A 13,614-nucleotide genomic window follows, 5' to 3' on the forward strand; every position below is an offset into this window, starting at 1 on the left:
CGTGGATCGGAAGTCTATTCAGGCCACAAGTGGCTTACCTCACGGTGTGATGTGCACCTCTCTCCGACGTGGGAATTTGTTATCGATTGATCGATCCAGTAGCCAACTTGATCACCCAGACGGGCCGATCTTGATTTGGACCGATCGGGTGACATGAGGTATAGGATGCGCCCTCGCAGGATCCGCCGCGGTTCGACGGCTGCCAGCGGGCTCCCCGACCGGATGGCCAGAACCAACCGATCGAGCGATACCGACACGACTGCGAGAACCGGGAACTCGTGCGCAGGCCTGACACCCGGCTGTGCGAGGCTCGCTGGTGTGCGCGCAGCGGACCAGAACACAGGGAAGCGGTTGCTCGACCGCGTGCTGGCCGGGGTGCCGACCGGCGAATCACCGATCCGCCACGTCGCGCAGCTGCCGAACCGCCCGGCCCGCACCGCCGACTGGCCGGAGTGGGCCCCGCCGCAGCTGGTCGACGCCCTCCGCGACCGCGGCGCCGAACGGCCGTGGGTGCACCAGGTCGAAGGCGCCGAAGCCGTCCGGGCCGGCGAGCACGTCGTGGTCGCCACCGGCACGGCATCGGGCAAGTCGCTGGTCTACCAGCTGCCGGTGCTGTCCCGGCTGCTCGAAGACGACCGCGCGACCGCGCTCTACCTCGCGCCCACCAAGGCGCTGGGCGCCGATCAGCTGCGCACCGTCGACGAGCTCGGGCTGAAGGAGGTCCGCGCGGCCGCCTTCGACGGCGACACCGCGCAGGTCGAGCGGGACTGGATCCGCGCGCACGGCCGGTGGATCTTCACCAACCCGGACATGCTGCACTACGGGATCCTGCCCGGCCACGGCCGCTGGGCCCGGTTCTTCCGGCGGCTCACCCACATCGTGGTCGACGAGTGCCACACCTACCGCGGCGTGTTCGGGTCGCACGTCGCGCTGCTGCTGCGCCGACTGCGCCGGATCGCGCAGCACTACGGCGCCGACCCGGTCTTCGTGCTCGCTTCCGCCACCGTGTCCGATCCGGATGCGCTGGCCGAACGCCTCACCGGAGTGCCCTGCCGCGCTATCACCGACGACGGCTCACCGCGCGGAGCCCGGACCATCGCGCTCTGGGAACCGCCGCTGCTGGAGGAAATCCTCGGCGAGAACGGCGCCCCGGTGCGCCGGGCCGCGGGCACCGAGGCGGCGCGGATCATGACGGAGCTGGTCATCGAGGACGCCCGGACGCTGGCGTTCATCCGATCCCGGCGCGGTGTCGAGCTGGCCGCGATCGCCGCGCAGCGCGCGCTGTCCGAAGTGGATGACGAATTGCCCGCCAAGGTCGCCTCCTACCGCGGGGGATACCTGCCCGAGGATCGGCGCGAGCTGGAGCGCTCGCTGCTCACCGGCGAACTGCTCGCGGTGGCGACCACCAACGCGCTGGAGCTGGGCGTCGACATCTCCGGGCTCGACGCCGTGGTGGTCGCCGGTTACCCGGGCACGCTCGCCTCGTTCTGGCAGCAGGCCGGTCGCGCCGGGCGGGACGGCGAAGGCGCGCTGGTGGTGTTCGTGGCCAGGGACGATCCGCTGGACACCTACCTGGTGCACCACCCGCCCGCGATGCTGGACCGGCCGGTCGAGGCCACGGTGCTCGACCCGACCAACCCGTACGTGCTCGAACCGCACCTGGCCTGCGCAGCCGCGGAACTGCCGCTCGACGAGACGTCGTTCGAGATCTTCGGCGGCGAACCCGCGCAGCTCGCGGTGCAGGCGCTCACCGCGGACGGCGTGCTGCGCAAACGCCCGCACGGCTGGTTCTGGACCTCCCGGGAACGTCCACACCGGACGGTGGAGCTGCGCGGCGCCGGCGGGCACCCGGTCGCGGTGGTGGAGGGCGATTCCGGCCGGATGCTGGGCACGGTGGATCCGGATTCCGCCTGCGGCACCGTGCACCCGGGCGCGGTGTACCTGCACCGCGGCGAATCGTTCGTGGTCGACGACCTGGACCTGGAGACCGGTATCGCGCTGGTGCACCCGGAGAGTCCGGACTGGACGACCTCGCCGCGCAACGTCGTGGACATCTCGGTGCTGCGGACCATCGAGCGCCAGGACACCGGACGGGGTGTGACGATCTGCCTGGGCGAGGTGGAAGTGACCTCGCAGGTCGTCGGCTACCTGCGGAAACGGCCGTCCGGGCAGGTGCTGGACCAGGTCGCGCTGGACCTCCCGGCGCAAACCCTGCTGACCCGCGCCGTCTGGTACACGGTCAGCTCCGAGCTGCTGATGAGCAGCGCACCGGGGGGCGCCGGGCTGGATCCGGCGCGCATCCCCGGTGCGCTGCATGCCGCCGAGCACGCGGCGATCGGCCTGCTACCGCTGTTCGCGACCTGTGATCGTTGGGACATCGGCGGGGTGTCCACCGCGATGCACGTCGACACCGGGGAGGCAACGGTGTTCGTGCACGACGGGCATCCGGGAGGGGCCGGATTCGCCGATCGCGGTTTTGCCGCATTGATCCCTTGGTTGGCCGCGACGCGGGAAGCGATCGCTTCCTGCGATTGCCCGGCTGGGTGCCCGTCCTGCGTTCAGTCGCCCAAGTGCGGGAACGGCAACGAACCGCTGGACAAGGCGGGGGCGGTGGCTGTTCTCGACGCGGTGTCGACCGTGCTCGGGGGTGGCGCTGGGTGAGGATCGGCTGGGCTGCACGACCGTCCACAACGGGTCTTGAGCACAGAGGAACCGTTGCGTGCTCGGATGTGTGCGTGTCCGGTCGTGTCGGGGAGCCCGGGCGCGGATGCCGATCCGCTCGGCGCCAGCACGGTCGGCAGGGTTAGCTGCTCGCCGCGAGGAGTTCCGCCACGTCTGGGTCGTTCTCGAGGTTCTCCCGACCCGTGCAGAGCGCTTCCTGCACGAAGTCCGGAGTGGGCAGCCGCCAGGCGCAGACCTCCGGCTTGACCCTCCAGTGCACCGAACCGCCCGGGTAGGCGGAGGGTGGCATGGGCACCCAGCTCCCCTTGCCGTGCAAGCGGATTCCGGGCACGTCGGCCAGCTCGGGGGCGAGTTCACCACCACCGGCCATCATGAAGTACCAGCGTCCCTTCGGGGTCGCCACGATCGGCACCGGGAAGCCGAGGGCGCGCAGCACCGAGGCTCCGGCCCGGCCGAGGACCGGGTCGACCTCGAGCGCGTCGACCGTGCTGCCGGTCGCGATCAGCAGGCTGTAGGGGTGCTCGGCCCACCAGGCCGTCACCTCGTCGGGGTTGGTGCCCAGCCGGGTCTGCCAGTCGCGGTGCACCGGCATCGGGCCGTGCTCCTGGCGACCGTGCCGGCCGATCCAGTGGTCTCCATCGGGATAGGTTCCGGGAAGCACCGGCCAACCGCGCGAAGCGAATCCGATTGCCTGCACGCGCAGTTCGATCCGGCTGCTGGTCAACCCGGCCGGGTGGGCCGGGACGCCGCGGAAGGCGCTCTGCCACCTCTCCGCCGACCATTGCATCTGTTCCGCCTCCTTGCTCCACAGTGGGCGGTTGACCGGTGGTCTTCGGGGGAACCACCTGTTCTCGACCTCGTTGTCGTGAACTCGTTGAGTCGTCCCGCTCACACCTCTAATCAACGGCATGCCACCCCGCCGAGTACACCCCGCGTCGGCGACCGGTCGTTCAGCCGCGACGAACGCGCTCGGGCGGAACACGTCAGCAGAAAGATCATCTGGATGAACGGTTTCGGAAGCACTGATGGCGCGGACTTCCCCAACCGTTCATCGACCGTTCGTCGTGGCTACCCCGATCACCCGTCGATCGGCCCTGCGTGCGCCCGTGCGCTGGCCTTTCCGCCGAACGGCGGAGTCGCGGGAAGATCAGCTTGAACGGTCACGCGGGCGTTCCAGCCCTCCAATCGGCACTCGACGACCGCGACGCGCATGCCGTCGGCGACTTCCGCAGCCCGCTCGCACGCCACTTCCGGCCCGCGCGGCGCGTGCGCTGCGGCGGCCAACGCCGCCAGGTCGGCAGCACCTTCCGCCCGGTGCCGAGCAGTGACGGCCGCACCGAGGTGGACGACGAACACGAGCAGCGCGAGCAGTGCCAGCGCGAGGATCGCGGACAACGCAGTGGCCGCTCCCCGATCGCCGCTCATCGCACCACCTGCCCTTCGACGCCCGGTTCCAGCACGGCCACCGCCCGCGCGTGCAGCCAGCGCCCGGGCAGCTGGGCGGGCAGCGGCATGCTCACCTCCGCGCGGACGACGTCTCCGTCGACCTGCATCTCCAGCGCCGCACCTGCCGGTGCTATCCGGCGGACCGCTTCCTCGACGCGCGCCTGGTCTCCGCGCGCCGCCAGGCGAGCTGCCTCGACCGCCGCGTCCGTGCAGCGGAGGTGGCCGATCAGCGCGTTGGCACCGACCAGGGCCAGCACGAACACCGCCACCACCGAGCAGATGCCCAGTGCGGCTTCGACCGTCACCGCGCCGCGGTCGGGCGCTCCGGCGCCGTGCGGCACCGGAGCCACCTGTGCGGTCATCAGACCTCGCCACCCTCCAGGCTGCGCTCGATGAGACCGGCGAGCGCGTCCTTGATCGTGCCGCCGGTGACGATGTCGAACAGCAGCGAGGCGAACGCGACCGCCGCCACCGTCCCCATCGCGTACTCAGCCGTCGTCATCCCGCCGTCGCCGCGCAGCAACGCGCGCAGCCGGCGAACGGGGAAGTGCAGATCCACCATCTCTCCTCCAAATGTCCACAGTGGATTTGTCGATCACCAGGGCACGGTCAGCCGATGCAGAGTTCCCATGACCACGGGGACCACGCCGAGGCACAGGAACGCGGGCAGGAAGCACAGGCCCAGCGGCGCTGAGATCCACACCGTCGCTCGTTGGGCACGTGCTTCGGCCTGCTCGGTGACCGTGGCGCGGGCGTGCTCGGCCAGCTCGGCGGCCACCTCGGCCAGGCCCTGACCGGTGCGGGCCGTTCGCCTCGCCGCGCGGGCGAGCTCGGCGGTGTCCGGGTTCGACAGCGCCGGTTCCCAGCTCGTCACCGCGTCCGATCCGAGCGCGAGGTGATCGGCGACCTCGCGCAGGGTTCGGCGCGCGGCGCCGGCGAGTTCGTCGGCCACCGCCTGCACGACCACCGGCACCGGCAGTCCTGCCCGCATTCCGGCGGCGAGCAGGTCCCAGCCGGCCGCCAGCACCAGCGGATCGGTGCGCTCGCGTCTTCGGGCCACCGACCACCGGCGCGCGGCGATCGCCGCGGCCAAGCCGATCAGGACCCCCATGACCAGGCCGAACACCTGCACGGCGACCGATCCCACGGCCAGCGGGAGCAGCCACGCGGCGGCGGACGCCCGCTGCTTCGGCTGGGACCGCGGACGCAGCGACCGCAGCCTTTCCCGTCCCGACGCGGTGGGGGCGATCAGCACCGCAACCGCCGCGAGCACCGGGGCGACTTCGATCACGACTGCACCGCCTCGGTCAGCCGCAACGTCCAGATCGCCCCAGCCGCTAGCAGGGCCACGCCCACCAGCAACAACAGCTGTCCCACCAGTCCGCCGTTGAGCACCTCGAGCGGCCCCGATCCGATTGCTTCGCCGAACAGCAGGCCGCAGATCGGCAACCCGGTGAGCACCGCTGCCGTCGAGCGCGGACCGGCCAGCTTCGCCTCGACCCCGCGGCGGAACGCCGAGCGCCGCTCGACATCGCGACGGACCGCGTCGAGCAGGTCGGCCAGCGCGACGCCGTGCCGTTCCGCCAACGCCCACGCCCTGGCGATCCGCCCCAGCGGCGCGCGCAACTCGACGAGCTCGCATCCGCGCAGGACGGTGGCCACGTCCCCGCCGAGCCGCACCGTTGCGGCCATGTCCCGGAAAACTCCCGCGACCGCCGGTCCTGCCTCGTCCGCAGCACCTTCCGCCGCCGACGCGGGATGCGCACCCGCCCGCAGTTGAGCCACCAACAGCCGCAGCCCAGCGGTCAGCTCGTCGGCACGGGCGAGCCGATCCCGCCTCCGCCGCACGGACTGCCAGTGGTGCACGCCGAGCAGCGCCAGCCCCGATCCCGCGAAAAGGCCTGCCGGACCAGCTAGGACGAGCCCGACGACCGATGCCACCAGCACCGCGAGCAACCGCGCGTGGCGCACCGGTCCGAGCGCTGGCCGCGTTCGAACCCCGAGCCGGTCGCGGGAGCGGACCACCGGCCAGCACAGCACCGCTGCGGCCAGCAGCACGGGGATCAGCACGGCAACGCACCGCCCCTCGCCGACAACAACGCGGCCAAGTCCGCACGGCCCGATGCCCAGCCGCCGTCGCGCTGCCAGGCCGGAACGACCTGGACCCGCTCCCCGTCGCGCCGCATCACGCCGATACCGGCCAGATACCGGCCCCGCTGCGCGCTCCGCCGAACGTGCAGCACCACCTGCACGGCCGCGGCGAGCTGGCTGTGCAGCGCCGTGCGCGACAGCCCGCCCAGCGCGGCCAGCGCTTCCATCCGGGCCGGGACCTCCTGCGGAGAATTCGCGTGCAGCGTGCCCCCGCCCCCGTCGTGGCCGGTGTTCAGCGCCGCCAGCAGCTCCCGGACCTCGCCGCCGCGCACCTCGCCGACGATCAGCCGATCCGGCCGCATCCGCAGGGCTTGGCGCACCAGGTCGCGGACCTGGATCTCGCCGACGCCTTCGACGTTCGGCGGCCGGGTGAGCAGCCGGACCACGTGCGGATGGCTCGGGTGCAGCTCGGCGGCCTCCTCGACGCAGACGATCCGCTCGGTCTCGGCGACCTCGCCCAACATCGCCGCCAGCAACGTCGTCTTCCCGCTCGCCGTGCCACCGACCACCAGGAATGCCAACCGCGCGGCGACTACCTCGCGCAGCACCTGCGCGGTCGGCCCGTCGAACGCGCCCGATTGCTGCAGCGCGGCCAGGTCGTGCGCCGCCGGGCGGAGGATGCGCAGCGAGATGCAGGTCCCCTCGCCCGCCACAGGCGGCAGGACCGCGTGCAGCCGCACCGCACCGGAGGTGCTCTCCTGCGGTAGCCAGGCGTCGACCCACGGTTGCGCGTCGTCGAGCCGACGGCCGGTGGACATCGCGAGGCGTTGCGCCAAGCGCCGCACCGCGTCCTCGTCGGCGAAGCGCACCGCAGCCCGCTGGAGGCCGTTGCCGCGATCCACCCAGACCTTGTTCGGCGCGGTCACCAGCACGTCGCACACCTCCGGGTCGTGCAGCAGCGGTTCCAGCACTCCGGCACCGCGAAACTCCTGCTGCACCAGGCGAAGTGCGGCGAGCACATCGGCATCGGCCACCAGCCCGCCGGATTCCTCGCGGACCGCGGAGGCGACGGCGCTGGAGGTCAAGGCGGAACCGCTGCCGACCAGCCGGTTGCGGACCCGGGCCAGCAGCTCGCCGTCCACCGCACCGCCGACCGCCGGTTCCAGAACACGACTCGTGGACATGACTCTCCTTTCAACGCAGGGGAAAACTCGTCGAGAAGGTTCAGGCCGGTTCGAGCGCGGCCAGCACCTGCCGGGCCGCTCGGGCCACCGGACCGCGACGGCGCAGCCGCGCCAGCCCACCGCAGTCCACGAGCGCCGGCAGCTGCGGTTCTGGCCTCATGGTGGCCAGAACCTCGGCGCCCACCGCTCGCACCACATCGGCCGACCGGAGTCCACCTGGCGCGGGACCGCGCACGACCAGGCGGACGGGGCCCGCGGCGTGCTCCCCGGCCGCCGCCACGACCCGCTCGGCCGCCGCCACCGCGCGGACCTCCGCTGGTACGACGACCACCGCGAGATCGGCCTCGCGCAGCGCGGCAGCAGCCGGCTCCGATAGGACGCGCGGCACGTCGCACACGACGACATCACCAGCGCGCCGACCGGCCGCCAGCACCGCTCGCACGCCTTCCGGGGTCAGCCCGCTGGACGGTCCGCCGCGATCGCAGGACAGCACCGTGATCGCGCCAGAGCCGATCCGGCGTTCGGGCAGCGCCTGGTGCAGCGCGCTCGCCCCGAGCCGACCGGCGTTGACCGCCAGCCCCGACCAGCGCAAACCCTCGTCCGCCTCGGCACCCACCGCGAGGTCGACACCGCCGCCCAGCGGATCGCAGTCCACCAGCAGCGCACGCGCGCCTCCGCGAGCGGCGAGCACCGCGGCAGCAGCGGCCAGCACTGACGCTCCAGCGCCTCCGCAACCGCCCAGCACCGCGAGGACCCGGCCGTCCTGCGGCGGGCTGTCCGCCGCATCGGCCAGCAGCTCGATCAGCGCCGTCTCCTGGACGGGCAGGGTGATCACCTGGTCCGCGCCGATCTCGAACGCGACCCGCCACAGCTCCGGCGTCGGATCTCGGCAGAGCACGACGACGCCGCGTCTTCGCGGCAACCCACCTGCTACTCCGGCGGCTGCGGCAGCCGCGTCGAGCAGCACCAACGGCGCCGCGCGCCAAGCCGGTGCGGACAGTTCTCCGGCGCGCACCAGTTCACCGCAGGACGCGGCGGCCAGGCGCGAAACTTCTTCGGCCAGGTCGCCATCTCGCACAACAAGAAGCGGACGTGCAGCAGTCATGACAAAAGCCTTCCGGCGAATTGAGGATCGGAGCGGAAAACCCTGAACGGGCCGCTCGACAACCACGGTGCACCGAACTTCGACTCCTGCCAAGGAGGTTTTCGAAATCTGTGGACAAATCAGTTCTCTGTGGACAACTCCGACTACACGAAAGGGTTGCGAGAGAAGCGATTACCGGACGACTCGCACCGCAGCGCAGGTAGCGGAACCCCCGCGGCACAAGACGAGTCCGCAACGCATGCCGATCCGCCGCATTCCGAAAAAACCTCGGAATTCCGATTTCCCATTGCGCTCGCAGACCTCGAAACCCACCCCGCAGGCGTGACCGACGCGCTCGGCCGACTCCGCGAATCGCGCATCTGACGCGCAGGGGAGCTACCGCAGAAATGGGACGACCCCCGCCAGGGGGGAGGGGCGGGGGTCGTCGTCAGTTCAGCTCCGGGGGGTCGAGCTGAACCAGTCCGGCGGACCGGACTCCACACACTGTATCCCGCAGATCGCTCGCAATGCCCCCCGTCCATTTGAGGGAACGTTATTGCTCTCGGTGCGCACCTATCAGACGCAAGCAATCATTCGAGTCAAGAAATGTATCCCGCTAGCCGGAATACCCGAGCCAGAATGCACGCAGCGTGAAATAACACCGGTACGGGCCACGGCCCGTGCGCGGCCCGCGATCGACCCGCCGCAGCTCGTATGCTGTGCGGCGTGACAGAGCCCGCGAACCCCTCGCCCCACACCGGCCGCCGGGTGGCAGCGTTCTTCGACCTGGACAAGACGATCATCGCCAAGTCGAGCACGCTCGCCTTCAGCCGACCGTTCTTCCAAGAGGGACTGATCAACCGGCGGGCCGTGCTCAAGAGCGCCTACGCCCAGTTCGTGTTCATGCTGGCCGGTGCCGACACCGATCAGATGGACCGGATGCGCGCGCACATCACGTCGCTGTGCTCCGGCTGGGACGTCGAGCAGGTCAACGCGATCGTCGAGGAAACCCTGCACGACATCGTCGATCCGCTGGTCTACAAGGAAGCCACCCAGCTGATCGCCGAGCACCAGGAGCAGGGCCACGACATCGTCGTGCTGTCGGCCTCCGGCGAGGAGGTCGTCGCCCCGATCTCGAAGCTGCTCGGCGCCGACCACTGGTCGGGCACCCGGATGGTGGTGGCCGACGGCCGCTACACCGGCGAGGTCGACTTCTACTGCTCGGCGGAGAACAAGGCGATCGCCGCCAACGAGCTCGCCGAGCAGAACGGCTACGACCTCTCCGAGTGCCACGCGTACTCCGACTCGATCACCGACCTGCCGCTGCTGGAAGCCGTCGGGCACCCCACCGTGATCAACCCGGACCGCGCGCTGCGCAAGGAAGCGGTGCAGCGCGGCTGGCCGTCGCTGGCCTTCGACCACCCGGTGTCGCTGCGGGCCCGGATCCCCACCCCCTCGCGCGCGGCGGTCACCGCGGCCGGGGTCGGGATGGGCGCGGTCGCCGCGGCCGGCGCCGCGTGGTGGGGATTGCGCGCCTGGCGACGTCGTCGCTGACCCGCGATTTCGCTGACGCCATACCGCAAAGCGCGCGATGATCGCCAGTCTGCGAAGTCGCGACGTCGACAGCGCTCGAAGCCCTTGCAGTGACGGGCGTCACCGTCTACAAATGGAGGTGCGGACGCTGATTGGCCAGGGACGTTACGGAGGAGAAGTAACGTCCACCCCGATCAGACCTCCGCGTGCGAGGCTTGGAGCACCCACGCGTTGCCGCACACAAGGCTGGTCGTTCCACGGGGTTGCGTACCGGGACGCCGGACGCCTAGCCCGGAAGTTACGACAGAGTGCACGCTTGGTAACCCGAGTACTCGCGCAGTGGGGCGGAGCCCGCCGATCCGATCGGCGGGCTCCGCCGTATTTCTGCCTTCCTCCAGCCGTGGCGTCTTTCGCCCACGCCGATCCGATTTCGTTGACCGGCCGTGATGTCGTGAGTAACTTCCGAAATCGTCCGATTTCGTGGTGAACTCTTACCCGTCTGGCGAAGATCCGCCCCGCAGGGAGGCGAACGTGTCCCCGAAGACCCGCACGCGCCGCGCCGCGATCGCGCTCAGCGCCCTGGCCGTCGGAGCGGTGACGCTCACGGCCACCGGTGGTGCGTCCGCGCCGCACCGACCCGCCGATCTGCTCAAGGAGATGACGCTCGAGGAGAAGGTGGGGCAGCTCTTCGTCACCTACGCCTACGGGCGCACCGCGGACACCGCGGACCCCAAGAACAAGGAGGAGTTCGGCGTCGACACGCCGGCCCAGGTGGTGCAGAAGTACCACCTCGGCGGCATCATCCACTTCTCCTGGACCAACAGCCTCTACGAGCCGAAGCAGATCGCCGAGCTGTCCAACGGGTTGCAGAACGCCGCGGTCAACTCGGGGGCCAAGGTGCCGCTGCTGATCTCCACCGACCAGGAGCAGGGCCAGGTCACCCGGATCCACGAGCCCGCGACCCAGTTCCCCGGCAACATGGCGCTCGGCGCCGGCCGCTCCCCGGAGGACGCCGAGCGCGCCGCCGCGATCACCGGCCAGGAACTGCGCGCGATGGGGCTCAACCAGGACTTCGCGCCGAGCGGTGACGTCAACGTCAACCCGGCCAACCCGGTGATCGGGGTGCGCTCCTTCTCCTCCGACCCGGCGCTGGCCGCGCAGCTCACCGCCGCGCAGGTCCGCGGCTACGAGGACTCCGCCAAGCCAGGCGAGACGGTGTCGGCCGCGGTCAAGCACTTCCCCGGCCACGGCGACACCAACCAGGACAGCCACACCGCGCTGCCGGTGATCGAGCACGACCGCCAGCAGTGGGAGCAGCTGGACGCGCCGCCGTTCAAGGAGGCCATCGGCGCCGCCACGGACGCGGTGATGAGCGCGCACATCGTGGTGCCCAAGCTCGACGACTCCGGCGAGCCCTCGACGCTGTCGCCGAAGGTGCTCACCGGGATGCTCCGCGAGGAGCTCGGCTTCAAGGGCGTGATCATCACCGACTCGCTGAAGATGGAGGGCGTGCGGCAGAAGCACCCGGACCCGGAGATCCCGGTGCTGGCGCTCAAGGCCGGTGCGGACATGCTGCTGATGCCGAACGACCTGCAGGCCGCCATCGACGGCGTGCTCAACGCGGTGCGCAGCGGGGAGCTCAGCGAGCAGCGCATCGACCAGAGCGTGGCGCGCGTCCTGGCGCTCAAGGAAGGCCGCGGAGTGCTGGCCAACCCGTTCGTCGACGTGTCCAAAGTGGACCGGTTCGTCGGCAGCAAGGAGCACCTGGACCAGGCGCAGGCGATCACCGATCGCACCACGACGCTGCTGCGCAACGACGGCGTCCTGCCGCTGAAGAAGCCGGGCAGGATGTTCGTGACCGGTGCTGGTGACGACGCCACAGCGGCGCTGGCCAAGCAGATCGGCGCGCGCGGGCCGCAAACCTCAGCGCTGGCAACGGGTCTGCAGCCGACCAAGGAGCAGATCGACCAGGCCGTCGAGCAGGCCAAGCAGAACGACGTGACGGTCGTGCTCACCAACGCCGCTTGGAGCGAGGCCAACGCCGGGCAGCTCGACCTGGTCCGCGCGTTGCAGCAGACCGGCAAGCCCGTCGTCGCGGTCGCCGTCCGCGACCCCTACGACGCGGGCCACGTCGACCTGCCCGCTTGGGTCGCCACCTACTCGGACAAGGCGGTGGCGATGGAATCGCTGACCAAGGTGCTCTTCGGCGAGATCGCCCCGACCGGCAAGCTGCCGGTCCCGGTGCCCGACCCGAACCAGCCCGGCACCGACGCCTACCCCTTCGGCCACGGCCTGGGCTGGTGACGGCCGGTGGCTGAGTTCCAGGTCAACCGCCGCGGACTGCTGACCGCGGCCGCGCTGGCGGTGCCCGCGGTCGGGCTCGCGTCGAGCTCCGCGTGCGCCGCGCCGCAGCAGTCCACCGACCTCGGCTTCGAGGTCAGCACCGGCGCGGACGTGCTCGCCGCCCGGAACTGGGAGGACGTCAGGGGCCGGCGCATCGGCGTGGTGACCAACCCGACCGGCGTGCTGTCGTCGTTGGAGCACGTCGTCGACGTCATGCACGCCAGCGGTGCGGTGGACATCGCCGCGGTGTTCGGGCCCGAGCACGGCTTCCGCGGCACGTCGCAGGCAGGCGGTTCCGAGGGCGACTACCGCGACCCGCGCACCGGTCTGCCGGTGTACGACGCGTACGGGGCCGATGCGGCGAAGCTGGCCGGGATGTTCCGCAAGGCGGGCGTCGAGCAGGTCGTCTTCGACATCGCCGACGTCGGCGCCCGCTTCTACACCTACATCTGGACGATGTACACCGCGATGCAGGCCGCGCAGCAGATCGGGGCCTCGTTCCTGGTGCTGGACCGGCCGAACCCGATCGGCGCCCAGGTCGCCGGGCCGCGGCTGGACCCGCGGTTCGCCTCCGGCGTCGGGTTGCTGCCGATCGTGCAGCAGCACGGGATGACCGTCGGCGAGCTGGCCAGGATGTTCGACCGCGCGTACTTGCCAGAACCGCTGCCGCAGCTCAACGTTGTGCGCGTGGAGGGCTGGAAGGAACGCACCGCGAACACCGGGCTGCCGTGGGTGCCGCCCAGCCCGAACATGCCGACGCAGGACACCGCCGCGCTGTACCCCGGAACCGGGCTGTTCGAGGGCACTGTGCTCTCCGAGGGCCGCGGCACCACCAGGCCGTTCGAGATCATCGGCGCGCCGGGCATCGACTGGCGGTGGGCGGAGGAGCTCAACAAGGCCGGGCTGGCCGGGGTGCGGTTCCGCGAGACCTACTTCGTGCCGACCTTCTCCAAGCACGCCAACGCGACCTGCGGCGGCGTGCAGGTCCACCGCCTCGGCGAGGTCGATCCGATCCAAGTCGCGGTGGCCATGCTCGTCACCGCGCGGCGCCTGTACCCGCAGGTGTTCGGCTGGCGACCGGACGACATGATCGACAAGCTGTCCGGTTCCGACCGGTTGCGCGGCATGATCGATCGCGGCGCTGACGTCGCCGAGATCGTCGATTCCTGGCAGGACGAGGTCAAGGACTTCCGAAGGCAACGCGACCCGTTCCTGCTGTACCGCTGAAGTTCCGCACCCGCACCGCAGACT

Annotated in this window: 12 protein-coding genes; 4 read left to right on the forward strand and 8 right to left on the reverse strand. The window is 70.9% G+C overall.

Going from position 1 to position 13,614, the window contains the following annotated elements:
• The first annotated feature begins 318 nt into the window (after positions 1 to 318).
• Positions 319 to 2,661, forward strand: a complete 2,343-nt coding sequence (locus OU415_RS05265; protein ID WP_270947404.1) for a DEAD/DEAH box helicase — start codon at positions 319 to 321, stop codon at positions 2,659 to 2,661.
• A gap of 142 nt (positions 2,662 to 2,803) precedes the next feature.
• Here the strand turns inward: OU415_RS05265 and OU415_RS05270 are convergent, their stop codons facing one another.
• The 8 genes from OU415_RS05270 to ssd form a co-directional block, all read right to left on the reverse strand.
• Positions 2,804 to 3,469 (reverse strand): bifunctional DNA primase/polymerase, encoded by a 666-nt coding sequence (locus OU415_RS05270; protein WP_270947405.1) that lies wholly within the window; start codon positions 3,467 to 3,469, stop codon positions 2,804 to 2,806.
• A 290-nt stretch (positions 3,470 to 3,759) separates the two neighbouring features.
• Positions 3,760 to 4,107, reverse strand: a complete 348-nt coding sequence (locus OU415_RS05275) for an Rv3654c family TadE-like protein (RefSeq protein WP_270947406.1) — start codon at positions 4,105 to 4,107, stop codon at positions 3,760 to 3,762.
• Positions 4,104 to 4,490, reverse strand: a complete 387-nt coding sequence (locus tag OU415_RS05280) for a TadE family type IV pilus minor pilin (RefSeq protein ID WP_270947407.1) — start codon at positions 4,488 to 4,490, stop codon at positions 4,104 to 4,106. The genes OU415_RS05275 and OU415_RS05280 overlap by 4 nt, the downstream gene beginning before the upstream one ends.
• Positions 4,490 to 4,690 carry a DUF4244 domain-containing protein gene (locus OU415_RS05285; protein ID WP_270947408.1) on the reverse strand — a complete coding sequence of 67 codons (201 nt, stop codon included), beginning with the start codon at positions 4,688 to 4,690 and terminating at the stop codon, positions 4,490 to 4,492. The genes OU415_RS05280 and OU415_RS05285 overlap by 1 nt, the downstream gene beginning before the upstream one ends.
• 33 nt (positions 4,691 to 4,723) lie before the next feature.
• Entirely contained in the window at positions 4,724 to 5,419 is a 696-nt protein-coding gene (locus tag OU415_RS05290; protein ID WP_270947409.1) for a type II secretion system F family protein, read from the reverse strand.
• A complete protein-coding gene (locus OU415_RS05295) occupies positions 5,416 to 6,198 on the reverse strand; it encodes a type II secretion system F family protein (RefSeq protein ID WP_270947410.1) in 783 nt (260 codons plus the stop codon). Before OU415_RS05295 ends, OU415_RS05290 begins: the two co-directional genes overlap by 4 nt.
• A complete protein-coding gene (locus tag OU415_RS05300) occupies positions 6,192 to 7,403 on the reverse strand; it encodes a TadA family conjugal transfer-associated ATPase (protein WP_270947411.1) in 1,212 nt (403 codons plus the stop codon). The genes OU415_RS05295 and OU415_RS05300 overlap by 7 nt, the downstream gene beginning before the upstream one ends.
• Positions 7,404 to 7,443: 40 nt before the next feature.
• Positions 7,444 to 8,481: a septum site-determining protein Ssd gene (gene ssd / locus OU415_RS05305; protein WP_270947413.1), complete on the reverse strand. Its 1,038-nt coding sequence runs from the start codon at positions 8,479 to 8,481 to the stop codon at positions 7,444 to 7,446.
• Positions 8,482 to 9,201: 720 nt separating this feature from the next.
• Between ssd and OU415_RS05310 the strand changes: the two genes are divergently transcribed.
• The 3 genes from OU415_RS05310 (at position 9,202) to OU415_RS05320 (ending at position 13,590) form a co-directional block, all read left to right on the forward strand.
• Positions 9,202 to 10,041, forward strand: a complete 840-nt coding sequence (locus OU415_RS05310) for an HAD family hydrolase (protein ID WP_408641781.1) — start codon at positions 9,202 to 9,204, stop codon at positions 10,039 to 10,041.
• Positions 10,042 to 10,551: 510 nt separating this feature from the next.
• The gene (locus tag OU415_RS05315; RefSeq protein WP_270947415.1) at positions 10,552 to 12,324 is read left to right on the forward strand and encodes a glycoside hydrolase family 3 protein; all 1,773 of its coding nucleotides are present in this window, start codon (positions 10,552 to 10,554) and stop codon (positions 12,322 to 12,324) included.
• Positions 12,325 to 12,330: 6 nt separating this feature from the next.
• Entirely contained in the window at positions 12,331 to 13,590 is a 1,260-nt protein-coding gene (locus OU415_RS05320) for an exo-beta-N-acetylmuramidase NamZ family protein (protein WP_270947416.1), read from the forward strand.
• Positions 13,591 to 13,614: the final 24 nt, after the last annotated feature.

It is taken from the genome of Saccharopolyspora oryzae, from assembly GCF_027853915.1.
Lineage (GTDB): Bacteria > Actinomycetota > Actinomycetes > Mycobacteriales > Pseudonocardiaceae > Saccharopolyspora > Saccharopolyspora oryzae.

Bases quoted from the DNA above. Each gene is read 5' to 3' on its own strand.
- OU415_RS05270 (WP_270947405.1), bottom strand. From the start codon at position 3,469: ATGCAATGGTCGGCGGAGAGGTGGCAGAGCGCCTTCCGCGGCGTCCCG.
- OU415_RS05275 (WP_270947406.1), bottom strand. From the start codon at position 4,107: ATGAGCGGCGATCGGGGAGCGGCCACTGCGTTGTCCGCGATCCTCGCG.
- OU415_RS05280 (WP_270947407.1), bottom strand. From the start codon at position 4,490: ATGACCGCACAGGTGGCTCCGGTGCCGCACGGCGCCGGAGCGCCCGAC.
- OU415_RS05285 (WP_270947408.1), bottom strand. From the start codon at position 4,690: ATGGTGGATCTGCACTTCCCCGTTCGCCGGCTGCGCGCGTTGCTGCGC.
- OU415_RS05300 (WP_270947411.1), bottom strand. From the start codon at position 7,403: ATGTCCACGAGTCGTGTTCTGGAACCGGCGGTCGGCGGTGCGGTGGAC.
- OU415_RS05310 (WP_408641781.1), top strand. From the start codon at position 9,202: ATGCTGTGCGGCGTGACAGAGCCCGCGAACCCCTCGCCCCACACCGGC.